The organism is Acinetobacter sp. YH12126 (genome assembly GCF_013418745.1).
Classification (GTDB): domain Bacteria; phylum Pseudomonadota; class Gammaproteobacteria; order Pseudomonadales; family Moraxellaceae; genus Acinetobacter; species Acinetobacter amyesii.
In genome coordinates this window covers 71,696-95,839 of the sequence record NZ_VPBM01000017.1, presented here as the reverse complement: position 1 = coordinate 95,839, position 24,144 = coordinate 71,696, and the positions used below count along the sequence as shown (strand labels likewise).

Genomic DNA, 24,144 nt, shown 5'->3' with positions numbered 1-24,144 from the left:
ATAGCAAGAGTGAACCACCTGATCCCTTCCCGAACTCAGAAGTGAAACCTCTTAGCGCTGATGGTAGTGTGGGGTTACCCATGTGAGAGTAAGTCATCGCCAGCTCATTATTCGAAACACCCCCTGATATCTCAGGGGGTGTTTTTTTATGTCGGAAGAAAAAGGGAAAGGAAAAAGATAGAGGGGGATACGGAAATTAAGCGTTGGATATCCAACGCTATAAATTTACATAGAGCGATAAAATTATCTTAACTGACGTCGTGCATGCTTTAATGCTGTTCTTAACCCTTCTTCTAAAGTTGGATGATAGAAAGGTTTATCCAAAATTTCATGTATGCTTAGTTCTTCTGAAATCATCCAAGCAAGCAAATGTGCTAAATGTTCAGCTTCTGCACAGAATAGCTCAGCTCCTAATAGTGTATGGTTAATTGTATCCACATATACTTCGGCAGCCCCTTTATTTTTAGCAGCAACAATCGCACGACCTTGTTTTTCGTAAGAAACGAAACCAATGACGAATTCTGTGTTTTTATCTTGTAGTTGCTTATAGCTTTGACCAATAGTTGCCATTTGTGGTGTAGAAAATAAGATGCCTAAAGGGGTTAGCGTCTTGATGGATTTAATTTGTGGAAAGTTTAAACAGTTTTGTACTGTAAATTTACCTTCATGAGCTGCTTCGTGTTGGATAGGGGTATTGGTATGTGCATCACCGACTATAAAAATTGGATAATCAGCTAGTTGCTTTGTATGCGGATTGATCGGTAAATTTTTAATATCTTTAAATTCTGCACTTATACGTTCTAAACCTAAGGTATTTAATAATGTACGTCTGCCAGTTGCAGCTAAAACATAGTCAACTTGTAGCGACTTTTGTACGTTTTCTTCAGTATAGGTTAAATGAACTAGATCGCCTTCAAGAGAGTAATGTTCAGGTAAAATTTCAAACTTTAGCTTTAATTCTTTACTTAACTCTTCCTGTGCGAGCTTTTGTAATATGGGGCTAGTCAATGAGCCAATTTTTCGACTACGTGCAAAAACAGTAGTGTTTACATTGAGGCGTGTTAAAGCCTGAGCCAATTCTAAAGCGATCACGCCACTTCCAATAACTGCGACAGATTTTGGTAGTTGTTCTAATTCGAATATCTGATCGGACGTAATTAATTTATGGCCTAATATTTGTTTTTGTTCAGTATCTATAGCAGGCGTTGTACCTACTGCAAGGATAAATGACTTGGCTTGATATGTTTGGTTATTTACTTGAATTGTATTTGAATCAATAAATTTAGCTTTTCCTGAAATTTTATGTTGGCTTGGCCAACTTTTAACATCTTTTAAGGTGGCTAGTGTAAAACGATCACGTAAGGTTTGAACATGTTGCATGACGCTAGAGGTATCAATTTCACTTTTGACATCTAGCCCTAAATTATTAGCATGTCCTATTTCGTACATACGGTTGGCAGTAGAGATGAGTATTTTACTTGGCATGCAACCGACCCGTGCACAGGTGGTGTCCCAAGGACCATCATTAATGATAAGAATATTCTGTGTTTTTTTGATTGCTTCTTTATAGGCTGAAATGCCTGCTGTTCCTGCACCGATAATGATGATGTCATACATTTGGATATGCTTCATTTCATGAGTTTAGATCTAATATATAAAAAAACCCTCAGTATAGAGGGTTTAATTGCATTTTTTTACACTTAAAATTTAATACCAGAAGGTAATGTTAAACTTGTACTTACAGTTCCTGCATTATTAGTAGATGAACCTTTGAATGTTATTCCATTAATAGCATGTTCAAAACTAAGACTACCACTTGTAGCTTGTTTAAATTTCAAAATGTTCGTCCCTGTTAATTTAATGCTTCCAGTAAATGTCTGGCTATTTAAACTAGAGGCTTCATTCTCAACTCGAGTCCCATCGATTGTTGTGATGCTAGGTAAAATTAGTTCTTGTTCACCTGAAGCTTTCACACGATAACTTGCTGAACTTGTGGTACCTGGTGTTGAATTTAATACGAATGAAATTGGTTCTGCAAAAGGAATATTTGGGTTATCGTTAATTAATACATTAAATCCTGATCCAGATTGAATATTGTATAAATCTCCATCGAGAGAAGAGAGATCTTTGTAAATACTGATAGCACCTGTTGTTACTTCACGTTCAATATCATCACCAGTTTCTGGATCCGTAACTATTGCTGTTGTTGTAATTTTATAGTCGCTTGTATTGCCATTTATTAAAACAAACCTTTTTTGTTGAGTTTGTTGTATTCCCCAAGACTGTTGAAATGGATAAGCAAATGCACCAGTAATTGTTACATCATGGAAATTTTTATCTCCATTTTCATTTTCAAATACGTAAATGCGAGTATTGGATTCATATTCTTCTAAGTTTGGTGTCACTTCATCATGTTGTAATTTGATGTTTTTTAGATCATTAGCTGTAATATCGAAATCCCAGTTGTCATAACCCGGTAAGACATTTTTAATATCTTCGCCAATAAAAACATAACATGCTCTATAGTCAGTTTTACTTAAATAGAAACATTTATCTCTGTAGTGATAAGTATTTTTATATGAGTTTAAGTTTATTTTTCTAATATCTAAACTTAATTGTAATGGGCCTTGCGCAAATGTATCCATTGAATGATCAATATAGCCTTTTGCTGTTGATGCATCGTTAGGATCATAATTACCGAATAAATATTGCCCTTCACGTTTTAGAATATCTAACTGTGCTTTTGCAATTTCAGTTGGGGTTGTTGTACCACCATTGTTATTATTATTGTTTTGATTAGAAGAATCTGTTCCTTCGTTATTAAAATATCCATCACTACCACCACCACCACAAGCTGTAAGTATAGTGGCTAAAGTAAGTACAAGTGTCCCTTGAACGAATTTCATGAAGTACCCCAAAATAGTTATTTATGTATAGAAAAAGTTATATTGCGTAAAGATACCACACATAAAAAATGGCGCAAATAGCGCCATCTTTATATTCGTCATTTTATAGTGCAGTCCCGACACTTACACCAACGGTTGGACGTACATTCATAGAATTACACCCTGTTAGCAACAACGTTGTAAATAAAACGGTAAACACGAATTTATTCATTGAGCAAACCTTGAGCTTTAGCTTGATTGAAAAGAGATGTCGAACGAGAACCGCTACGACAAATCATCAAAATGGGTTTAGGAAGCTCATTATAGTATTTGGCAAATTCCTTCACGTCTGTTTGAGAAATTTTACCGCTTTGCACAGGTTGATACACAACACTCACATGAGACTTTTCCGCAATGCCTCGTAACTGTAAAACAGTCACTTCATTGCCCGCCTCATTATCTGGTCGATTCACAATTACAGATTTAAATTTAAGTTGTTTGAGTAAACTTGAAAATTTATCTGTGGTCATTTGCCCAGAGACACTTAAATTTGCATTTAAGGGCTGACTGCTATTATCAGCAAATGTGGGTGCCGAAAAGATGCATGTTGCGATCAATAAAGCTTTTTGAATGAAAGCCTTAGTCATCCAAAAGATCCATCTGTTTTGCTAGTTGATATAGGTTATTTGAACGGTTACCTGTACGGCAGAACATTAGAACTGGCTTTGGCAATTCATTAAAATGATTAGCAAAGTTACGGACATCTAGCTCAGAAATTTGACCCGCAACAACCGGTTGATGAACATAGTCTAAACCAGCGCTACGTGCTGCTTCTTCAATTTGAGCACTGGTTGGTTGCTCCGGACCACCTTCCATGTCAGGGCGGTTATTGATAATCGATTTAAAGCCTTTTTCAACCACTTGCACTACATGTTCTGGGCCGATTTGACCTGCAAAACCAACATTTTCGCTCATTGAGTCACTCCATAATTTAATTCATAGATTTATGCTTTATGATAGCATTAAGCACAAACTTGAGCAGAATGTTCTTAAATTTTTATAAGCGATTACAACCATAAAATAACGCAATGGAGCGCGTATGCACGCCTATACAGTCGAACCACTGTATGTCAAAAGCGGACAAGATGTTATAGCTGCTGACTTTTATCGTCCAAAATCTGTTGAAAAACCTGCAGTCATTCTCATGGCACATGGTTTAGCGGCATTACGCCAATTTAAATTAGTGCAATATGCAAAGCGCTTTGTACAAGCGGGTTATGCTGTCGTATTGTTTGATTATCGCTATTGGGGTGGCAGTACGGGGCGTCCGCGAGAGTTAGTAAACCTTAAAGCTCAACTTGAAGATTGGCGGACCATGATCGATCATTTACAGCAGCGTAAATCGATTGATTCGAGACGCATTGTATTATGGGGAACATCGCTGAGTGGTGGCTATGTACTTAGTTTGGCGGCAGAGCTTAAAAATATTAAAGCAGTAATGGTACAAATACCATTTGTCGACGGCGCTGAAAGTGCAAAATTGTATCCCCTACAGCAATTACCCAAAGCGTTAAAATTATCGAGTCAGGACTATATGGGGTCTAAAGTTGGGATGAGTCCAACGACTTTGCCTGTAGTCGATCCACATCGATTGTGCTTTTTACAGTCTGAAGATAGTTATGCGGGCTACTTATCGATTGTAAATCCTGATTTTTATTGGAGTGGCGAAATTCCGGCTCGGGCCTTTTTTAAATTAATTCGTTATCGTCCAATTTTGGATGTCCGTAAAATTAGCATACCAGTACTTTTTATTGCAGCCAAAGAAGATAGTTTGATTCCCATTGAATCAAGCCGAGAAACTGCGACCAATATTGCACCGTATGTGCAGTATTATGAGTGGGAAATGCAACATTTTGATATTTATCACGGGCAATGGTTTGAAAAAGCCATGGCAACCCAATTAGAATTTTTACATCAACATGTTGGAGTCAGCTAAATGATCGTTGTGTGTCCTGAATGTGGTGCAAAAAACCGTGTACCTGAAGAAAAACTCGAAGTTGGACCTGCATGTGGTCAATGTCATCAAGCATTGATTCCACTGGCGCCCATCGAGTTGAATGAAAAGAACTTTGCCAACTTTATTAGCAATAGTGATTTACCTGTGCTGATCGATTTATGGGCTGAGTGGTGTGGACCATGTAAGATGATGGCGCCACACTTTGCACAAGTTGCAAAATCAAATCCGAAGGTGGTTTTTGCCAAAATTGATACCGAAGCAAACCCTCGATTGAGCGGTGCATTTAATGTTCGTAGTATTCCTACACTGGTTTTGATGAATAAAACCAACGAAATTGCTAGAATAAGTGGTGCAATGCGTGCTGGTGAGTTACAACAATGGCTCAACCAGCAGTTAAATCTACCTCAATAAATGTCAGCGCCAGGAGCTAAAGTGTCAGAAACTCATGTAAAACCTGAAGGAACGCTTTCCCTACAAACCATCGCGATGCCTGCAGACACCAACTGGAGTGGTGATGTTTTCGGTGGTTGGATCGTGTCACAAATGGACTTGGCCGGTGCAATTCACGCAGAGCGTTTCAGTCAAGGACGCTGTGCAACGATTTCAATTAACCAAATGACCTTCCTTGTTCCAGTGAAAGTCGGGGATGTCATCAGTGTATATACCAAAATTTTAAAAGTGGGTAATACCTCTATCCAAATGCAGATTGAAGTTTGGGATAGTCACGACAGTTCACGTGATCCAATTCGCGTAACCGAAGGTGTATTTACATTTGTCGCTGTCGATGTGAAAGGTGCTAAGCGTCAAATTCCTGCGGATGCAAAAGCTAAATTTGCTGCAGATCAAGCTTAATTAAAGTTAGACGCAAAAAAAAAAGCCGCTCAATCGAGTGGCTTTTTTATGAATAGTGACTGAGAAATTAGAACATTGTATTTGAATTGGCACTGGTTTCAGGAATGCTCTGTTGCACATCCCAATGTTCGACGATCTTGCCATTTTCAACACGGAAGATATCAATAATGGCTTCTCCTCGGTCTTGATTATTTTGCATAGAGTGCACATGTAAATAGACCAAATCACCTTCGGCAGCAGCACGTTTGATCTGGTTTTTTGCTTCAGGATTTTGTTTAAAATACTGGGTGAAATAATCGACAAAAGGCGCTTTGCCATCAGGTACATGCGGATTATGTTGAATATATTGATTGCCAATATATCGGTCAGCATATGTCTTAACCTGATGTTTAAGAAAGACACCTTCATAAAAATCAATCACGATTTTCTTATTTTCCGCCGCTTGGCTGGTTTGAATATTGCTATCAGCCGCTTGATTTGGAGTCGTTGGCGTAGCAGGAATATTACTTTGACATGCAGTTAAAAAAACCGCCATGCCGATGAATGAAAGGGGAATGATTTTTTTCATAAAGTGCTCAATATATTTGTGTCGTGCAAGCATATTGAGCGGAATTAGGGCGTATAAATAGTAAAAAACAGTCTTGATTTTGCTGAAATTTGGTAAAACTTACACTTACCTAAAAGTAAGTTTTATTTACATTTATTTATTTTTCAGAGCGGATTTTGCCACCCAAGCCCAAAGCATTTCGCATTGAATCGGTGCTTCACCAGTTTCGTCGGTGACGAAGACCTGTACTAAGGTTTCACCTTTTTCTGTGCTTTGCATTTGTTGTTGCTGTTCGGGTGTAAGCGTTGCGATGGCTTTCATCCCACCTTGGGTTGGACGTTTAAAATCAACTTTGAAGCTTTTAATCAGGACAATGGCGCTATCAGGGACGTTCATTGCTGTGACAAAACCTGTGGCTGTTTCTGCGATCAGTGCCATGGCACAGGCATGTACTTGCCCGATATGGTTTTGCATCGCCTTATGATTGGCGATGCTCACCTCAACACGCTCAGGGCTGACATGTTGATATTGGATCTTAGCTGTTCCAACCATGGGCACGACACGACCAAAAGCTCGACTGAGCAAACGACTTTGAATACCTTTGGGTAATTTAGAGCTTGCTTTGACCAGTTTATTTAGACGATTTGGACGTGCCATATTGACCTCAATGGCAGTTGTACTGCCTTAATCTTTAAAGTTGTTGAATTGAAGCGGCACACCAAATTGTTGCTCTTTTAAGAACGCCATCACTTGTTGCAAAGTGTCACGCTTCTTGTCAGTCACACGAATTTTGTCGCCTTGAATAGAAGATTGCACTTTAATGCCGCTTTCTTTAATGGCTTTATTGATTTTTTTTGCAGTATCAGAGTCAAGACCGTCTTTTAGTTTGATCACTTGAATAACGTTTTTACCAGAAGCTGTCATTTTTTGTGGATCCAATGCTTGAATGTCTACTTTACGTTTGAAGAAATGATTTTCGAGCATGGTATACACTTGCTCACATTGGAAATCGCTTTCTGTTGAGATTTTGATTTCCTTATTTTTCTCATTTAACTCAATTGAAACGTCTTGACCACGGAAGTCAAAACGCGTCGCAATTTCTTTTTGCGTGTTTTGAACTGCATGATTTACTTCAAAAACTTCTAATTCGGAAACAATATCAAAAGAAGGCATAGATTAGACCTTTACAAAGGGAAAGAATATCTGAGATGCTAGGGATGTTTTCTTCATTTGCCAAGTGTTGTTTACATCAAAAGGAGTGCGCAATGATCCGTAAACAAGAAATTACAACATTTGAGTTCCCAGAAGACTCGATTATCTGGGATGTTCGCGATGCAAGTGCTTATGCTGAAGCACATGTGAAAGGTGCGGTTAACCGACCGATCAACGCATTGTCATCAGATGCACTGACTCAGGTGTCAACGGATCAACCCATTTACATTTTATGTGGTGGTGGAAGTAAAGCTCCACGTGCAGCAGAGTTACTAGAGGGTTTTGACAGCTCACGTGAATATGTAATATTAATGGGCGGCACGCGTGCTGCTCGTGATGCCGGTCTTCCTTTGGAACAAGGGAAATGAGATCGAATCAAAAAAAGCGCCGAAAGGCGCTTTTTTATTGCAGGTTATTTTTCTTTAGGGCGAGTTGACGGCATCTGACCCTGAAAATAAGGCTTCTTAGTTTTTTGTTTGGCTTTGGCGCGTCGTATAAAACGTGCTGCATGAATTTTATCGAGTAGCTGTGTTGGAATAGGGCAGGCTTCTTTTAAGACCAGCGCGGCAATGATTTCACTACAGAGCGGGGCATACAGGAAACCTTTAGAACCGAGTCCACTACAGCTAAAAATTTGCTGATCTTCATGGACTGCACCAATTACCGGGAAAAAGTCTTTTGTCTGTGCGCGAATTGCGGCACGTCCTTGCCATTGCTCAATCGGTGCTAAGGTTTTTGCAAAATCAGGGAACACACTGTGGATAAGTTCATAGTTATGCACATGATCTTCTGTGAGAATGTCGGTGTCATCACGGCCGGGATAAAATGACGCGCCCATAATCATCTGTTCGGCATCCAGTTGCATACAATAGCCCCCATAACTATAGGCTGTATGCATATCCATTTGTTGAGCGGGGTTGTTCAACCAACTGACTTGTCCACGAATGGCACGCAGCTCTGGATAATCTGTTTGTAGCCGCATACTGTCACGTGCCGCACAGAGAATGACATGCTCGGCAGATGGAAGCAGCTGATCCTGTGTAAATAGCGCAACGCCATTTTTTTGCTGCTCAATGCGTTGAATATCTGCTTGTAACAATTCAATGTGTGGATGTGCCAAGATTTGGTCACGAAGCTGATGTGGACTGACTGCGCCTGCTTGTTTGAGGAGCAAGGTTGGATATGTTGAGGCTAATTGATTTAGCGTGCCTTCTTCAGCCGCTAATACCTCTGAAGGATAAGCTTGAGCTAAATCAAGGTGCTCTGCTTTATTTTTTAAAATAGATTGGTGAATCTGTAAGGGACGAAATGCCTTGAAGTTTTGATAATGCTTGAGTGCATATAACCAGCTCAAGGTCATCAAATGTTCAGCACTTTGTTCAATTGGACAGAGTTTAGGGTTGAGTAGGGCAAGAGGATTACCCGATCCACCGCTGAGTGGTGCTGATTTCTCGTAAATACGCACTTGATGCCCACGTTGAGCAAATGCCCAAGCACAGCTTAAACCGGCGATGCCAGCGCCAATAATCGCGATTTGACGGGGCTTATGACCTACAGGGATTTCAGGATTTTTTTTTTCGTCTAAGGTGGGTATGTCAGCAACTACGGATTGATCATCTAACTTTTCAGGTGCGAGCCAAAAAGCTTTGAGCATTTCACGCTTATGCGCAAAGCCACGTGGTCGTGTAATGGTAATACCATGCTCACGTAGGCCGCGTTTCAGTACACCTGCCACACTAAATGAGGCGAAGGTCGTCCCAATGTCCGATAGACGCACGATATTTTTGAGTACGTTTTCTTCCCACATGTCAGGATTACAGGCGGGTGCAAAACCGTCCAAGAACCATGCATTGACCGTAGCAGTTTTTGCCATGACCGGAAAAACGTCATGTGCATCGCCTAACCAAAGATCAATTGAAAAACGTTCTTCTGGAAAATTGAGTCGATGACATCCCGCAATAGGTTCAGGATATTGCGCAATCAGTTGCTGTGCCAAAGGTTGTAATTCAGGCCATGCATTTAATGCACGAATGAGGTCTGCTTTAGATAAAGGGAATTTTTCTACAGAAATAGCATGCAGATGACTGTGATTATCTGGACGAACCTGTTGCCATAATTGCCACAAGGCTAAAATATTTAAGCCTGTACCAAAACCTGTTTCGCCCACACTGAAATATTCAAAATCAGTCAGTGCCGCAAGGCGAGTGTCGAGGTCATTCCCTTTTAAAAACACATGACGTGTTTCGAGTAGGCCGTTATCCTTCGAAAAATACACATCACCAAACTGTTTAGACACTGGAATATCAATGCCATCGATCATTTGCCAATCGAGATCGGCAGTCTGAATTGCACCTGACAAAACTCAAGCAACCTTTAAATTGAAGTAGAAAAATGAATTACCATTGACGACGACGTTTGGTATAGACGTAACTGGCCAACAAGAAACCTAAAATCACGCCAACACCAAGTGTGGTCCCGCCGTATAAAAACATCTGCGCGCTACGTTCACTTTGCAGCACTTGTACTTGTACGCCCAAGCTATCATTTTTAAGTTGTAATTCTTGGTTTTGCGCCAAGGCTTCAAGGTTAGCTTTTTCTAACTGTTGTAAGCGTACTGATTGGTCTTTGACCATCGCTTTGACTTTGGCATCTTGCAGCGCTTTATTTTTTGCCAATTGCTCAATGGTCAATGGATTTGCATCTTGAGGTTGACCATTGGGATTGACGGTTGCCGCCACTTTAATGATGCCCGGTTTATTGGCAGGAATGGTATGCGGCACAGGATTGGGAGGAGGTGTTGCAGTCGTTGCTTGAGCAGCAGGGGCTACAGCAGGTGCAGGAGCCGGTTCTTCAGCCCATGCAGTTGAACAAATTAAAGATAAGCCCAGTAAACTAGAAACAACGACGCGCATGAACCTTATCCTTTAGGAAATGCTTTGTTAAATGGTTTGACATCAATTTGGCCATAAACCCCTTCTTTGAGGAAAGGTTCATCTGCCAACCATTGGTCTAGGGCTTCACGACTATCAAAATCGACAATGATCGTACTGCCATAAAAACCAGCTTGCGGGTTTGCCGGATCTTTAGGCATCGCACCTGCAACAATCAGACGACCTTCATCATCAAGTTTTTGTAGACGTTCAAGATGTTGAGGGCGAACTGCAAGGCGCTTTTCTACTGTACCTTCATTATCTGTACAGCTTACGACGAATAATGGCATGACTTTTCCTGATTTTTGACCGAATGGATTATTCTGAGGTCTTAAAGTATTTACGTAATACAATAAACTGAATAATGATAAAGGAAAACATCACGATCATGTCACCAAAAGCAGTGAATTCACCCCAATATTTTCCGTCTGCAAACAAATAAGCGAAAAAGGTGTGTAAACATGACATCACCACGAACATTGCAGCCCATGCATAGTTCAATCGTTTCCAACCGACAGCGGTTAAATTTAAGACTGGACCAAATAAACGTTCGATGAGCGGTTTCTTATCTTTACTAAACAGTGGAGAAAGTAAAAACGCCCCTGCGAACACTAAGTTCAGTAAAACGGCTTTTAAGCGAATATAAAAATCATCGCTTAGCATCAGGGTAATACCACCAAAAATCACGGTCATGAACAACACAATCCATTGCTGTTTATCTAGACGGAATTTTTGCATCACAAACAATGCACCATAAACCACAAGCATGGAAATGATGAGACCTGATGTTGCCACAAGAATGTTATTGTTATCGACACCCCCAGCAGAACCAATCAATTGTAATAATGGGTGCTGCGTATCTTTTGGATCTACAGTTTTATATAAATAAAAGAAAATAATGAGTGGCACAAAGTCTAAAAGTGCTTTCATGTTAGAGTATCTAAATCTGATCAAATAAATGACATAGTATAGAGATGCAAGGCGTAGATTTACATACACACAGTAATATTTCTGATGGTACTTTGTCACCAGAGGCTCTGGTGCAGGCCGCAAGTGCTATTGGAATTCATACGCTGGCTTTGACTGATCACGATACGATGGACGGTTTGTTGGCTGCAGAGCAGGTTGCGCATGAATTAAAGCTGCAATTAATCTCTGGTGTGGAGATTTCTAGCCAGTGGTCGAGACCTGCGACCAAAAAAAGTTATGGTGTGCATATCGTCGCTTTAAATATGCAAAATCCTGCGCCCTTACAAGCCTTATTAATGGATCAAAAGCGTATTCGAGCGGAACGTGCTCGGCAGATTTGTGACTTACTGATACCGTTAATTGGTCAAGATATTTATAGCGATGTGGTTGCCAAAGTCGACCATATTCCAGATCGGGTAACACGTACCCATATTGCCAAAACTTTGGTGGAAAAGGGGGTAGTTTCACGTCCACAACAAGCTTTTGATAAATATATTAAAGAAGGCAAAAAAGCTTTTGTAAAATTTGAAGGTCCGAGTCTTGTTGAGACCATTGAGGTGATTCATGCCAGTGGTGGCTTTGCAGTGTTAGCGCATCCAACGCGTTATGATTTATCTGCGACCAATATTCGTTATTTGATTGAAATCTTTGCTGAAGCGGGCGGTGATGCAGTGGAATTACCACCGGCAATTGAGCCATTATCGACTCGTCAAATGGTGGATCGTATGATTGCTGCCTTTAACTTAAAAGTTTCTGTTGGGAGTGATTTTCATGGTGACAATATGCCATGGATCAAACTCGGCAACATCCCTCGAGTGAAAGAAGGGCAAGTTGGAATCTGGGACAGTTTTAAGTCACATTGACATCAGGATCTTCGATAAACGGTGAAGTTCGATAATGCTGAATGTTACGGTAAAGCAGATAGAGGCAGCCCACGGCAACGCATGCCCAGAACCATGCCTTGAACAAAAACGCGATGATAAAAACACTGATGGCGATTATGCACAACAGTAGACTTGTCACGCGTTGAGGATGCCTCTTGGTCAGCAAGGCAGATTGCATGGTAGGTTGATGTTTAAAATTGCGATAAGGAATAAAATCAATGGCGCTTGAGAGTGCCAATTCGAGTTTATCAAAATGCCGTGCCTGTGAACTGATACGATAGCTCTGCCCATAACTGGTTTTCAGTTTGAGGAGATAACCGGGTTGATCTTCTTCACGAACGGCATGAATTTCCGATAAATAAGGTAAATCCAACGTAAGCCGTGTTGGAATCTGCTCAAAATAGATATTCCCCGTATAGGGCATGGCAAAGTAGTTTTTCATTTGATGAAAATCATCAAGCTGATCATGCGCATATAACTGCACGATGGTGCGCGTACGTGCCAAATAATGCACCCAAATCTGTTGCCCAATGAGGGCAGAATTCAATTGCACATGAATGTTTAAAAACAAAGTACTCGCAAAGACTTGATGGAGATCGACGCTAAACCATTTCGCCTCTTCAAGTTCATTGAGCTTTAAGAGCAATTGTTGCTGTTTGCCTTGCCACCAATGTTCACGGACCTCTCGATAATCCACAATCACAGCATCTGAACTGCGTAAGGCGTGTTCTTTTAAATCCAAAGCCAATTTGGGATCAATCAAATGCTGTTGAATCCAAAATGGAAATTTGATTCTTTGCGATTTGTCACGAAATATACTGATGACAAATAGAGCACTCATCAGGAATAAGAATTGCCAATTGCTTTGCCATGATGTGAATAATATGCCTTGCCATGCTAGGAGTAATGCGATGCTAAACAGCAACACAACGAACATGAAAATCACAGCAAGCGCTTTGCAAGGATGCAGAATCGGTTGTGGCTTATAAGTGAAAATCCGTTTTTTTATTTTCATGATTTTTCCTTATTATGGGTGTTGTATGGATCATGGATCTGAATGCGATCCGTGCATTCAGGCGAAACGCATACCAATTATAATAAATTATGATCTTTAGCTTGAATCGGTGGTGGGGTGGGTTTTCCTAAAGTTCCAAGAAGTTCAATTTCAATAGTACGCACCATCGAGTCCAATGGAAGGTCATTGCTTTGTGTACCGAAGGGCTCTTCAATCTCTGAACTCAGCGCATCTAAGCCTAAAAAGGTATAGGCTAAAATTCCGACCAAAAGGGGGGTTGCGAGACCTAAGGTAGAGCCCAAGCTAAAGGGTAAGACAAAACAGAAAAAATAAACGGTTCGATTTAGCAAGACCGAATAAGCAAACGGTAATGGCGTGGTGGCAATCCGGTCACAGCCTGTTTGTACGGTGCTGAGTTCCATCACATGCTGATTCATCTGGGTATAAATAATATCTGAAATTTCACCATCTTTAAGCGCCTGCATTAGCTCCCATTGAATCAAACTCAACGTGTACTGCGGTGCATTGGCTTGTTGGTATAACTGAGTGATGGCATTCGCGCTCATGCCGCTGGTTTCAACTAGTTCAGTGGGGTTGGCGGTTTGATGGCGGAGTCGGTCACGCAAAACATTGGCAAACACAATCACATGTTGGATCACACGTTCACGACGGCCTTGACTGAGTAAACGGCAGTCACGGTCAAAATGGCGTGCATTGGCAATCAAAATGCCCCATAAACGCCGAGCTTCCCACCAACGGTCATAGCAAGCTGAATTTTTAAAGCCTAAAAAAATCGACAGCACGACACCAATTAGGGTAAAGCCGACCAAAGGAAATTCGGTAAAATGGAAGATATCGACATAGGATAAGCCGCCCACAATGGCAGACAGCAACATAACGATCCCGAGCGGTGGTAAAACCTTAGGTAAAATCGTTCCTCGCCAAGAAAATAGCAGTTTAAAAATACTCGGTTGGTCACGGACGATCATGTTCGAATGATAATTTCTAGTTTTAAAAAATTATGATGATCTTCGGGTTTGCTCAAGCACTTGTCAATAACTGTTTCATGCAGATAAGTGTGCTTGGAGCAAGCCATGTTCAGCAAAGGAAAAACTCCCTTCTGTGGAGATAATGCAATGATCAATCAGTCGAATTTCTACCAGCTGACAAGCCTGCTGAATGAGTCGAGTCAATTCCAGATCGGCAGCAGAGGGTTCTGCACGACCGAAAGGATGATTATGTGCAATGACGATACTGCTGGCGTGTTCAGAAATGGCATAACGCAGCAGTTGATTGATGGAAATTTCACAGGTATTGAGGCTGCCATAAAAAAGTTTTTTAAAGTTTATTTTTCTTAAATGCGCATCTAGACAAAGCACGCCAAAGACTTCTTGACGTTCCGATAAAAATTCAAAGCGAAGAAAATTTTGTAATTGTTCAGAGTGTTGCAAGTGCAAGGCTTCATTTTGAAAATGCTGACTCACATAGCGTTTTCCGAGTTCTTTTACCGCCATGAGCTGAGCATATTTACTGTTTCCAATGCCATGAAACTGGCGTAAATCCTCAAGTGACGCATCCATTAGCGCTTGCAACTGACCAAAATGTTGAATCAGGACTCGTGCAAGTTCGACAGCAGAGCGCTGCTGGGAACCAGAGCGTAGGAAAATAGCCAGTAGCTCAGCATCGGATAAACTTTGTGCGCCTTTTTGAATCAGGCGCTCACGTGGGCGCTCTTGTTCAGGCCAATTTTTAATTGAATTATTCATTATTCTTAGACTTTTTTATTATCAGTCAATCGGCTTTTTCACAGCAGATTGTTGGGTCAGTGCATATTTAATGCTATTGTGAGCGCCACTGCAACAGATAGGTAGCCTGTTCGTGAGCTTTGATTTAAGTGTAATGCCCACAAAAAATATTCTTTTAGGTGTCACTGGTGGTATCGCAGCCTATAAAAGTGCCATTCTTGTCCGTCGGTTAAAAGATGCCGGATTTGATGTGCGCGTGGTGATGACTCAAGGTGCGCAAGCCTTTGTGACCCCGCTAACGTTTCAGGCGCTTTCAGGCAACCCTGTACATACCGAATTACTCAATCCTGAAGCAGAAGCGGGCATGGGGCATATTGAATTGGCACGTTGGGCTGATTTGGTGTTGGTTGCTCCTGCAAGTTGCGACACGCTGGCAAAATTTGCGGCGGGTTTAGCAGATGATCTTCTTTCGACACTTTATCTTGCTACAAAAGCACCCGTCTGGGTTGCCCCTGCGATGAATCAGCAAATGTGGGCAGCCAAAGCGACACAGCGTAATTTAAATACACTGGTTGAAGATGGCGTACATGTGATCATGCCCGATGCCGGTTCTCAAGCATGTGGAGATGTGGGCTTAGGACGTATGCCTGAGCCAGAAGATTTGGCGGATCAAGTGACGGCCTATTTTCATCAAGCACAGCGAGCCATTGCTGAAAAATTTGGCATGCTTGCAGGCAAACATGTGGCGATCACAGCTGGTCCTACACGTGAGTCGATAGATCCTGTACGTTATATTTCCAACCACAGCACAGGTAAAATGGGGTTCGCACTGGCAGCGGCTTGTTATGCGGCTGGGGCTAAAGTAACGCTGATCGCAGGACCCGTAAGTTTAGATACACCAAATGGTGTACGACGGATTAATGTGCAGTCTGCAATTAAAATGTTAGAGACCAGTCTGCAAATGTTAGATGAAGGCTGTGATATTTTTATCGCAACAGCAGCTGTTGCCGATTATCGCGTGGCAGAAGTTGCAGAGCATAAAATCAAAAAAGCTGGTGATGAACTCAATGTAGCATTAATTAAAAACCCAGATATCGTTGCAACAATTGCGCAGCAGTCAAAACGTCCATTTATGGTTGGATTTGCTGCCGAGACACGCAATGTCGAGGAGTATGCCGCAGGCAAACTTGTGGCGAAAAAACTCGATATGATCGCTTGCAATGATGTCTCACGTAAAGATATTGGTTTTGCTTCTGATGAAAACGCCATGACCGTGTTCTTCGCAGATCAATATCAAATGGAAAAGCGTGATTTAGAGAAAGCGTCAAAACAAGAAATTGCACAGCAATTGGTGGAAGCTATACATGATGCGCTACATCATGAGCCTGAAACGGATGATGAATAATTTCAGTTGATTCCTCAAAATCCCCGCAATGTTCGGGGATTTTTTATGGCGCTTTTATGATGTCTTGTTTTAAGGCTCTATATTGAATAAATCACGAGGTGTTCAGTTTCATGTTGAAAATTTGAAGGTTAGGAAACCACTACCAAAATGGTCATTTTCAACAAAAATATGTCAGCAATAGACCAAGGCTGTCAGTGTTTTAAAACAGCAAAAATGCAATTTAAGTGATTGATATCAAAATTAAATATAAAATTGAGAAATCTTGATAATTTGGCTTGTACTGTGTGTTTTATTGGCTATTATGAAGCAAACAATGAGGAATGTTTGGATCGGAATCTGTGATCGGTCTGACTTTTTCATCAAGAATAAATGCATCATGGGGGATGCAATATGTTTCGATGGCTCACCATTTTTTTACTGTTAAGTTTGGCTGGTTGTAGTTATTTTGTCTCGACAGATGAATTATCTCGGCAGATTGAGCAGCAGATGCAGCACGAGTTTGATCAGAATCCAGATTATCGGCAGTACCATTTACGGATCCAAAATATAAAAGTATTAGAACGTAAGGGATTAAGTTTTAAGGCTCAGGCGACGTTGCAATACGATGGTCAGCCTTATACTGTTTTGGTCGAGATTTACAAAGATTTGCAAGGTTATGCATGGAAAATAGATGAAGAACAATTTGCCTTCATTGACGAAGCTGAAATCGCAAAATATCAGGCGCAGTTAGATCAAGAGTTGAATCATTTGGTTGAGGAATTGGAACAGCCAACCGAGGAGGTTGAGCCTGTTACATCGGCGCCTGAGAGCTATGTGGGTTTGCGTGAGGAAGAAGATCCATCCGATTATCAATGGACTGGCTATGATGATGAACCTTTTCCCAAAGGGAACATTACGGTCAATAGTCATTGAGCAATGATGTGACTGTTTAGATGATTTAGCTGAGTTGTGACGATGTTGCCAAACACGTATTTTGTGAGGCGTGAAAATAAAAAAGCCCGCAAAATAGCGGGCTTTTACTTTTATAGGATTAATCTTCTAAAACGACTTTAGGATGATCACGTAAATAGTCTTCTGTACGTTGCATTGCATCTTTAATATTTTGGATGGCATTTTCCACATCTGCAAAGGTTTTGGCATTGCCACCACTTAAAGCCTGACGCCATTTTCGAGCACCTGGTAGATTTTGGAATAAACCTAAAATATGACGGGTAATGATAGAAAGCGGCGCACCTTCTTCCATGCGTTTAGCAATATACGGTAGCATCTGATCGATAATATCGAAACGGTTGGGTAATTCGAGATCCCAAAGCTGACCGATCTCAGCCAATAAATACGGGTTGTGATAAGCCTCACGGCCAATCATCACGCCATCAACATGTTGTAAATGTTGCTGCGTTTCAGCAAAGGTTTTCACCCCGCCATTAATTTCGATCAATAAATTTGGACGTTCTTGTTTCAGACGATAAACATCTTCATAACGTAAAGGTGGCACATCACGGTTTTCTTTTGGCGACAACCCTTGCAGCAGGGCAATACGCGCATGCACGATAAAATTGTCACAGCCAGTCTTTGCCACGGTATCGACAAAATGTAGCATTTCTTCATAAGACTGCATGTCATCAATCCCGATGCGGTGTTTCACGGTCACTGGAATATCAACAGCATTTCGCATTTCAGCAATACATTCAGCCACCAAATCAGGCTCTGCCATCAAGCATGCACCAATTTTATTGTTCTGAACGCGGTCACTCGGACAGCCGACATTGAGGTTTACTTCATCATAGCCCCAGTCCTGTGCCATCTTGGTACAGGTCGCTAAATCTTTGGGATTTGAACCACCAAGCTGTAACACAATCGGGTGTTCTTCGTTGTTATAGTCCAAATGACGATTCGCACCGCCAAATAATATCGCACCTGTGGTGACCATCTCGGTGTAGAGAATCACATTAGGGTTAAACAAGCGTGCAAAGAAACGATAGTCACGAGTCGTCCAATCCATCATCGGCGCAACACTAATTCGTGGTTGAAGTTTATTTTCAATGGGTTGGAGATCAGTCATTAAAAAAACACGCCTTAAAAGAACAAGATGGAAGAACGAAATGGAAAATGGTGAAGAAATACCAAAAGCTGTCTGAAATACGATGAAAAAAACCGCATTTCAAGACGCGCGCAATATTAGCATAAATTGTGGTTTGGGGCATGGTCTTGCTAGCGTGACATATTCAAGGTCAGGCTAGAAAAAGTCGGAAGTGTGGCTTAAGTAATTTAAATTTTTATGTGATTAATCTATAATTTTATAAAGTTTATTGTATGGTTTCTCAGCAGATTTAACTGCCTGCCTTTATGTCTTTATTTTCCCAATATCTATTGCAACGCCAGTTTTGTATCTCGTTTGAATATCTAACGACGCAAAAAACGCATTTGGTCCCAACGACATTTGCAGGCTTTCCTGTGTGCATGACATTGGCTGACCGAGTACAAAGTGACACGGATATTGCTCCTTTAGAAGCAATGCAAGACTACCCTCAAAGCATTGAAAAAATTCTGCATTATTCGGGTAAAGGTCGAGATATCTCAGATTTTCAAACTTTTCTGAAAGATGCTCAGCAGCACGGGGTAGAGAATTTACTTTTGCTCAGTGGTGATAAACTCAAGCAGCATCAGGATGGGGCAAATGATCCGACTCTACGGAGCCGTTATTTAGAGTCGGTCAATCAAGTCATGGCAGCCAAAGACTATGGCGGGTTTTATTTAGGGGTAGCATTTAATCCTTTTAAATATGCAGAAGCAGAAAAGGATGCGCAGTTTTTTAAACTGGATAAAAAAATTCAAGCTGGCGCAGACTATGTGATTACACAGTTGGGCTTTGACATGGATGTGTTGAGCAGTTACCAACGCTATATGCAGCAATATTATCCACGTGTGCCTGTATTGGTTTGTGTCATGCCGCTGACATTTGCCCGTGCCCGCTATATGGCCAAGCAAAAAGTCGCAGGCATCGTGCTTTCAGCAGATGTATTAAATTTTTTGCAACAAGAACAGCAAACTGATGCCATACAAGCTGAACAAAATGTCTATGCTCGCTGTGCCTTACAAATTTTAATGTGTCAGCAATTGGGCTATGCAGGGGTTCATTTATCGGCCTGTCATAAAGCGGAAGAACAAGAGAAGTTGCAAAAAGCAATTTTGCAATTTGCCACATTAACGTTTGAACAATGTTTAGCAAAATGGAAAATGCTTTGGCGCTCTAGTGTTGAGGTGAACTTCCAACCGACGGGCGCAAATAACCATAAGGCTCCAGTTGAACAGGTTTTGAAATATAAAAGTATGCATGTCATGCATGAGTTATTTTTTAGTTCAAAACTGGCCAAAGGGGCGGGATCTTATATTTTTTCGGCCAAATTATGGCAAAAACCGAAAGCCGATGCGGCCTTGCTGAAAACAGAATTTATTAGTAAACATGGCATTGTGGGCTGTGAAAGTTGTGGACAATGTCGTTTAGGCGAAACCTTATATATTTGTCCTGAAACCTGCCCAAAAGGATTAGCCAATGGACCCTGTGGTGGCTCCAACCTTGACCGCTGTGAGTTTGAAGACCGTGAGTGTATACACTCGGTCAAAGCGCGGTTGGCGAAAGCCGTTGGTCAAGAAAAAATGCTGAAGCAAGAGCTCATCCCTACCGTTGCAATTGAAACTCGCCACAGTAGCTCTTGGAAAAACTGGTTTGTTCCACCGAATTCGTCACCAACAGAACAATAATTCACTTAAAGCATTATTCAGTCTAAAACCTTCATAAAGGTGATTCTTTCAAGCGCTAATCATTCTAAAAATCAGACGAATAGTCGTATAAAAAATGAAAAAGATGAAAGAAGCAATTAAGATCAACAGCAGATGAAAATCAAAAATCAAGAATTAAAAATAGAAATTTGAAGAATTTGGGGAATACCACATGATGAAAAAGACCTGCTTAGGAATAGCTTTAGTTTTCACATTGTCAGGCACAACAGGCTGTTCAGTTGTCATGGCAAGTAAGCAGCCAAACAAGAAAAATACCGAAATGATTCAACAAGGGCTGTCTCGTAACTTGGTGATTGCTGAATTTGGCGCACCGATCACCTCTGAATATAAAAATGGCAAACGCCATGAAATTTATACCTTTACCCAAGGTTATTCGACTGCCAGTAAAGTGGGGCGTGCGTTTTGGCATGGTGCGGCAGATGTGGCGACTGTGGGTTTATGGGAGCTTTTCGGAACACCTGCCGAATCCGTTTTTAATGGAAAGAAAATGTCTTATGAATTGATTTTTGATGAAAATGGTCTTTTAGAACGTTATACCTATCTCACACAAGATGAGACCAAATAGTTGAATACAGAGATATTTTGATTGCATGCTGGTAAACAATTGCGCTAAGTTCAAATGGTAGAAAAATAAACGAATTATCCATTGGAATTTAGCAGGCATGATGCTACTTGAAGAAATATTTAAAAGTAAAAAGTCGGAACATACCGACCAATTTAATTTACGCATTCATCGAGGTTTAAGTTGGCTGAAAAAGTCGATTGATCTTCAAGATGATCTCGATTTGCAATTTATCAGTTTGTGGGTGTCCTTCAACGCAATATACGCACAAGATTTACAGATTGCGCAGGACAAGCAAAGCTTAAGGCAGTTTTTATATCTGATTTGCCAACAGGATGCAGAGCATAAAATCTATAATATTTTATGGGAGCGTTTTAGCCAGCCAATACGGTTGTTTTTGGATAATCCCTATGTTTATCAGGGCTTTTGGGATTATCAAAATCAAAAAATTAGCCATGACGCATGCAAAGAGGGCCTGGCGCATGAAAAACAGAAAGTACTACGCGCGCTTAAAGAAAAAGATTCCGTTGATATTTTAATGGTGCTGTTCAATCGCATGTATACGCTACGCAATCAAATGATTCATGGCGGCGCGACCTATAAAAGTTCGGTCAATCGCAAACAACTTCAAGATGGCTGCACAATACTGTTGGCACTCTTACCGGTGTTTATGGTGATTCTTTTAGAAAATGCAGAAACCTTGGATTTAGGCAAACCCTTTTATCCTGTGGTGCAGGTCAGTTAATTTTCAAAAACTAAAGCCACAGTAATGTGGCTTTATTGCGGTGATGAATACTTCTCATTGTGGATATTTTAGTTGCCGCGCAGTATAGAGTTGATCGATCAAGATAAAAAATCCAGCAGCAATGACTAAAATAATCCCTGTCATGCAGGTGGTGGTCCAGCCGCCATGATGCCATGCAAATACGCCCAAAGCTGAGCCACATGCACCACCGACAAAATAAAAAGTCATGTAAATTGAATTGATTCGAGAGCGTGCAATCGGGTTGAGTTGGAAAATAATATTTTGATTACAGCTATGCACCATTGCCAAACCGAGGTTGATTAAACCATAGCCCAAAATATAAAAAGCAAGAGATGATCCACCCAAATATAGCAGTCCCCAACTGAGGGCTAAGATGCTGCAACCAAGCCAAGTTAATTTTCGATTAAAGCCCAAATCTGCCCAACGCCCAATCCACTGTGTCGATAGCGCACCAAACACACCAACTAAAGTCACAACACCAACCCAAACATCGGCTAATTGAAAAGGTGGCTCAGTCAGTAACATGGCAATGGTGGAAAACAGCATACTCATCGCGGCAAAGACACAGCCCCCAATCAGAGAACGGAAAATTAAACGTGGCTCATGTTTGAGTAATGCGCCCATGGATTGGAAAACTTGGCTGTAGGGCATCCGTGTGATGCTGACCACAGGCAGACGCTTTTTGAGTAAGACGGCTAACACCAACATCAAGAGAGCACTGAGAATGTAAATCGATTTCCAATGAAACAGATAGGACAATAAGCCAGAGAGACTGGTCGATAACAGAATGCCGACCAATAATCCACTCATTAAAAAGCCAACAACAGCCCCAATTTTTTCAGGTCGAATCGCAACCGTGACCAAAGGGATGAGGACCTGAGCAGCCACTGAAAATAGCCCGGTGATAATGGTTCCTGCCCAAAGCATGTATAGATTGGTTGAAAAAGCACAGAGGGCTAAACCCACAGTCGCTCCAAGCATGAGCAGAGGAATAAATTTGGCTTTATTCACAATATCGCCAATCGGCACAATAAACAGTAGACCCAAAGCATAAGAAATTTGCGCAAAGGTGACGGTTAGCGCCACCTCTGATTGTGGAATTTGAAAGCTTTGTTGGATAGAAGCGACTAAAGGTTGGCAATAATAATTGGCACCCGCACATAAACCACATGCAGCAGCCATAAGCCACAACAGGGTTTTATCATGGCTAATGTCGATCGAGGCTTTCATAAATTGTCCAGATTTTGGGCGGAAGCGTATGCAAGGAATTTGCTCCCATACTGTTGTGGTCACTATAAGGAAAATCAAACAGGTCTTAAAGTGTTTCTCTGTGAATAGTATCCAAGCGCGCGATTAGGATTTCTTACTGAGACTGATCATCAAGACACCCAGCATATTCAGACCGCAACCGACCCATTGCCATAGGTTTAAATGTTCATTCAGTAACGCAACGGCCAGTAAAATCGTTAAAATGGGCCCGATAGAGGCAATCATAGCCGATTGTGCAGCCCCAAGTCGGACGATACTTTGCATCATCAAAATGGTTGGAAGCACGGTAACCAATAGTCCGAGCGCTAAACCATACAGCCAAACTTGACTCGGGAGTTGTTGGAGCAAGGCAATAGGCTGTGGTGTTGCAAATAGAAAATGAATAATCGTCCCAATGCAGGCAATGCTTAGAGCTAGACCGGTAAAGTGTAAAGAACCAAACTTTTGCATGAGTCCTGGCGTGAGTAATAAGTAAATTGCAAATAGCACGGCACTGGCAAAAACCAAACTACATCCGAGCCAAAAGTACTGATCATGTGGTGTGGCATTTTGTTCTTGTAGCATCACTAAAACTGTCCCGCCATAACTTAAAATCAGGGCAAGAATGGTTTTAAAACTTAGTGGCTTTTTGAATAAAACAGCGGAAGCCAGTACAGTTAATGTGGGGTACAGAAAAAGAATAATTCGTTCAAGCGAAGCACTGATATACATCAAGCCACGGAAGTCGAGCCAACTCGAAAAGTAATAGCCGATTAAACCGGAAATGAGCAAGAGCACCCAATCTTTTCGTTGAATCGTTTGATAGGAACATCGACTCAGCCATGCAATGACCAAGAAAAACGGCAATGCACTCATCATGCGTAAAGCCATGAGGACAGTGGCATCGACAAGAGGAGAAAGTGCATAGGCTTGCTTAATAAAAATCGCTTTGGTACTAAACAAGAAGGCAGCAATCAGCGCAAAAATTGCACCGATGAAGTGCGGACTAAGGTTTCTTGACATAAGTTAAGGTGTGCCTCATGACGACTGAACGAATTCGACAGCATTGTTCCGATAAGTTTGAACTATCATTTTGATTATAAAAAATGCATCGTGTGAGTAAAAATGCAAAAAAAGAATAGTACTTATTCCTTTATGCATAAGGGATTGCTAGATCAAACATGAAAAACAGTGGAAGAAATGACCAATTTGTTTTTAAACTTTTTAAATCTCAACATGACTCGGCAGGTCAAATATATCAGGCTGAAACATTTAAGGTGAAAATTGCACACAAATGGTGCAATAG

Annotated in this window: 27 protein-coding genes and 1 rRNA gene; 11 read left to right on the top strand and 17 right to left on the bottom strand. The window is 41.1% G+C overall.

Translation table 11 applies throughout. The annotated features are described in order from the left end of the window. Window positions 1–105, top strand: a 5S ribosomal RNA gene (rrf, locus tag FTU62_RS12760); the annotation flags it as partial. A 138-nt stretch (window positions 106–243) separates the two neighbouring features. On the opposite strand, the gene FTU62_RS12755 is transcribed toward rrf, so the two are convergent. The 4 genes from FTU62_RS12755 to FTU62_RS12740 form a co-directional block, all read right to left on the bottom strand. Beyond that, window positions 244–1,617: a dihydrolipoyl dehydrogenase gene (locus tag FTU62_RS12755; RefSeq protein ID WP_180102866.1), complete on the bottom strand. Its 1,374-nt coding sequence runs from the start codon at window positions 1,615–1,617 to the stop codon at window positions 244–246. Window positions 1,618–1,700: 83 nt separating this feature from the next. Beyond that, the gene (locus tag FTU62_RS12750; RefSeq protein ID WP_180102865.1) at window positions 1,701–2,906 is read right to left on the bottom strand and encodes a hypothetical protein; all 1,206 of its coding nucleotides are present in this window, start codon (window positions 2,904–2,906) and stop codon (window positions 1,701–1,703) included. 203 nt (window positions 2,907–3,109) lie between these two features. After that, window positions 3,110–3,532, bottom strand: coding sequence for a beta-lactamase hydrolase domain-containing protein (locus tag FTU62_RS12745; RefSeq protein WP_180102864.1), 423 nt, complete (start codon window positions 3,530–3,532; stop codon window positions 3,110–3,112). After that, entirely contained in the window at window positions 3,525–3,860 is a 336-nt protein-coding gene (locus tag FTU62_RS12740) for a TIGR01244 family sulfur transferase (protein ID WP_180094834.1), read from the bottom strand. Before FTU62_RS12740 ends, FTU62_RS12745 begins: the two co-directional genes overlap by 8 nt. A gap of 124 nt (window positions 3,861–3,984) precedes the next feature. On the opposite strand from FTU62_RS12740, the gene FTU62_RS12735 reads away from it, so the two are divergent. Genes FTU62_RS12735 through FTU62_RS12725 form a run of 3 tightly spaced genes read left to right on the top strand, consistent with a single transcriptional unit; the run spans window position 3,985 to window position 5,754 of the window. After that, window positions 3,985–4,881: an alpha/beta hydrolase gene (locus FTU62_RS12735; RefSeq protein ID WP_180102863.1), complete on the top strand. Its 897-nt coding sequence runs from the start codon at window positions 3,985–3,987 to the stop codon at window positions 4,879–4,881. Then, window positions 4,882–5,313, top strand: a complete 432-nt coding sequence (trxC, locus tag FTU62_RS12730) for a thioredoxin TrxC (protein ID WP_078191319.1) — start codon at window positions 4,882–4,884, stop codon at window positions 5,311–5,313. A 21-nt stretch (window positions 5,314–5,334) separates the two neighbouring features. Then, window positions 5,335–5,754, top strand: coding sequence for an acyl-CoA thioesterase (locus FTU62_RS12725; RefSeq protein WP_078191328.1), 420 nt, complete (start codon window positions 5,335–5,337; stop codon window positions 5,752–5,754). A gap of 67 nt (window positions 5,755–5,821) precedes the next feature. Here FTU62_RS12725 and FTU62_RS12720 read toward each other — a convergent pair whose 3' ends face one another. The 3 genes from FTU62_RS12720 to FTU62_RS12710 all read right to left on the bottom strand — a co-directional run bounded on the left by FTU62_RS12720 (window position 5,822) and on the right by FTU62_RS12710 (window position 7,474). Continuing rightward, window positions 5,822–6,322, bottom strand: coding sequence for an ester cyclase (locus FTU62_RS12720; protein ID WP_180094836.1), 501 nt, complete (start codon window positions 6,320–6,322; stop codon window positions 5,822–5,824). 132 nt (window positions 6,323–6,454) lie between these two features. Next, window positions 6,455–6,958 (bottom strand): DUF4442 domain-containing protein, encoded by a 504-nt coding sequence (locus tag FTU62_RS12715; protein ID WP_180102862.1) that lies wholly within the window; start codon window positions 6,956–6,958, stop codon window positions 6,455–6,457. Window positions 6,959–6,985: 27 nt separating this feature from the next. Next, window positions 6,986–7,474, bottom strand: coding sequence for a YajQ family cyclic di-GMP-binding protein (locus tag FTU62_RS12710; RefSeq protein WP_078194203.1), 489 nt, complete (start codon window positions 7,472–7,474; stop codon window positions 6,986–6,988). Between the two features lie 92 nt (window positions 7,475–7,566). Here FTU62_RS12710 and FTU62_RS12705 point away from each other — a divergent pair, with 92 nt between their 5' ends. Continuing rightward, window positions 7,567–7,881 (top strand): rhodanese-like domain-containing protein, encoded by a 315-nt coding sequence (locus tag FTU62_RS12705; protein WP_078194202.1) that lies wholly within the window; start codon window positions 7,567–7,569, stop codon window positions 7,879–7,881. A gap of 44 nt (window positions 7,882–7,925) precedes the next feature. On the opposite strand, the gene mnmC is transcribed toward FTU62_RS12705, so the two are convergent. From mnmC to FTU62_RS12685, 4 genes are read right to left on the bottom strand one after another with little or no spacing between them, the layout of a single operon-like run. Further along, window positions 7,926–9,872 (bottom strand): FAD-dependent 5-carboxymethylaminomethyl-2-thiouridine(34) oxidoreductase MnmC, encoded by a 1,947-nt coding sequence (gene mnmC, locus FTU62_RS12700; protein ID WP_180102861.1) that lies wholly within the window; start codon window positions 9,870–9,872, stop codon window positions 7,926–7,928. A 37-nt stretch (window positions 9,873–9,909) separates the two neighbouring features. Next, complete coding sequence (locus FTU62_RS12695) at window positions 9,910–10,425, bottom strand: hypothetical protein (protein ID WP_078191313.1); 516 nt, start codon at window positions 10,423–10,425, stop codon at window positions 9,910–9,912. Between the two features lie 5 nt (window positions 10,426–10,430). Further along, window positions 10,431–10,733: a YciI family protein gene (locus FTU62_RS12690; RefSeq protein WP_078191312.1), complete on the bottom strand. Its 303-nt coding sequence runs from the start codon at window positions 10,731–10,733 to the stop codon at window positions 10,431–10,433. A gap of 28 nt (window positions 10,734–10,761) precedes the next feature. Then, the gene (locus FTU62_RS12685; protein ID WP_078191311.1) at window positions 10,762–11,373 is read right to left on the bottom strand and encodes an inner membrane-spanning protein YciB; all 612 of its coding nucleotides are present in this window, start codon (window positions 11,371–11,373) and stop codon (window positions 10,762–10,764) included. Between the two features lie 44 nt (window positions 11,374–11,417). Here FTU62_RS12685 and FTU62_RS12680 point away from each other — a divergent pair, with 44 nt between their 5' ends. Further along, window positions 11,418–12,275 (top strand): PHP domain-containing protein, encoded by an 858-nt coding sequence (locus tag FTU62_RS12680; RefSeq protein WP_111885437.1) that lies wholly within the window; start codon window positions 11,418–11,420, stop codon window positions 12,273–12,275. On the opposite strand, the gene FTU62_RS12675 is transcribed toward FTU62_RS12680, so the two are convergent. The 3 genes from FTU62_RS12675 to radC all read right to left on the bottom strand — a co-directional run bounded on the left by FTU62_RS12675 (window position 12,262) and on the right by radC (window position 15,077). Then, window positions 12,262–13,311, bottom strand: coding sequence for a hypothetical protein (locus FTU62_RS12675; protein ID WP_111885438.1), 1,050 nt, complete (start codon window positions 13,309–13,311; stop codon window positions 12,262–12,264). The two genes, FTU62_RS12680 and FTU62_RS12675, sit on opposite strands and share 14 nt — an antisense overlap. A 77-nt stretch (window positions 13,312–13,388) precedes the next feature. Further along, window positions 13,389–14,300 (bottom strand): bestrophin family protein, encoded by a 912-nt coding sequence (locus FTU62_RS12670; RefSeq protein ID WP_078191309.1) that lies wholly within the window; start codon window positions 14,298–14,300, stop codon window positions 13,389–13,391. A gap of 75 nt (window positions 14,301–14,375) precedes the next feature. Continuing rightward, window positions 14,376–15,077: a DNA repair protein RadC gene (radC, locus tag FTU62_RS12665; RefSeq protein WP_180102860.1), complete on the bottom strand. Its 702-nt coding sequence runs from the start codon at window positions 15,075–15,077 to the stop codon at window positions 14,376–14,378. Between the two features lie 112 nt (window positions 15,078–15,189). Here radC and coaBC point away from each other — a divergent pair, with 112 nt between their 5' ends. Together coaBC and FTU62_RS12655 are read left to right on the top strand one after the other, a co-directional pair. Continuing rightward, window positions 15,190–16,461, top strand: a complete 1,272-nt coding sequence (gene coaBC / locus FTU62_RS12660) for a bifunctional phosphopantothenoylcysteine decarboxylase/phosphopantothenate--cysteine ligase CoaBC (protein ID WP_078191307.1) — start codon at window positions 15,190–15,192, stop codon at window positions 16,459–16,461. A 390-nt stretch (window positions 16,462–16,851) separates the two neighbouring features. Beyond that, window positions 16,852–17,373 (top strand): Asp-tRNA(Asn)/Glu-tRNA(Gln) amidotransferase subunit GatC, encoded by a 522-nt coding sequence (locus tag FTU62_RS12655; protein ID WP_180102859.1) that lies wholly within the window; start codon window positions 16,852–16,854, stop codon window positions 17,371–17,373. Between the two features lie 118 nt (window positions 17,374–17,491). Here FTU62_RS12655 and dusA read toward each other — a convergent pair whose 3' ends face one another. Next, a complete protein-coding gene (dusA, locus tag FTU62_RS12650) occupies window positions 17,492–18,523 on the bottom strand; it encodes a tRNA dihydrouridine(20/20a) synthase DusA (protein WP_111885441.1) in 1,032 nt (343 codons plus the stop codon). 284 nt (window positions 18,524–18,807) lie between these two features. Between dusA and FTU62_RS12645 the strand changes: the two genes are divergently transcribed. The 3 genes from FTU62_RS12645 (at window position 18,808) to FTU62_RS12635 (ending at window position 21,569) form a co-directional block, all read left to right on the top strand. Beyond that, complete coding sequence (locus tag FTU62_RS12645) at window positions 18,808–20,223, top strand: methylenetetrahydrofolate reductase C-terminal domain-containing protein (protein ID WP_180102858.1); 1,416 nt, start codon at window positions 18,808–18,810, stop codon at window positions 20,221–20,223. 193 nt (window positions 20,224–20,416) lie between these two features. Then, the gene (locus tag FTU62_RS12640) at window positions 20,417–20,827 is read left to right on the top strand and encodes a hypothetical protein (RefSeq protein ID WP_180010992.1); all 411 of its coding nucleotides are present in this window, start codon (window positions 20,417–20,419) and stop codon (window positions 20,825–20,827) included. 97 nt (window positions 20,828–20,924) lie between these two features. Then, window positions 20,925–21,569 (top strand): HEPN domain-containing protein, encoded by a 645-nt coding sequence (locus FTU62_RS12635; protein WP_180102857.1) that lies wholly within the window; start codon window positions 20,925–20,927, stop codon window positions 21,567–21,569. 54 nt (window positions 21,570–21,623) lie between these two features. Here FTU62_RS12635 and FTU62_RS12630 read toward each other — a convergent pair whose 3' ends face one another. Both FTU62_RS12630 and FTU62_RS12625 read right to left on the bottom strand, forming a co-directional pair. After that, a complete protein-coding gene (locus FTU62_RS12630; RefSeq protein WP_180102856.1) occupies window positions 21,624–22,820 on the bottom strand; it encodes an MFS transporter in 1,197 nt (398 codons plus the stop codon). Between the two features lie 123 nt (window positions 22,821–22,943). After that, window positions 22,944–23,861: a DMT family transporter gene (locus FTU62_RS12625; RefSeq protein ID WP_180102855.1), complete on the bottom strand. Its 918-nt coding sequence runs from the start codon at window positions 23,859–23,861 to the stop codon at window positions 22,944–22,946. Window positions 23,862–24,144: the final 283 nt, after the last annotated feature.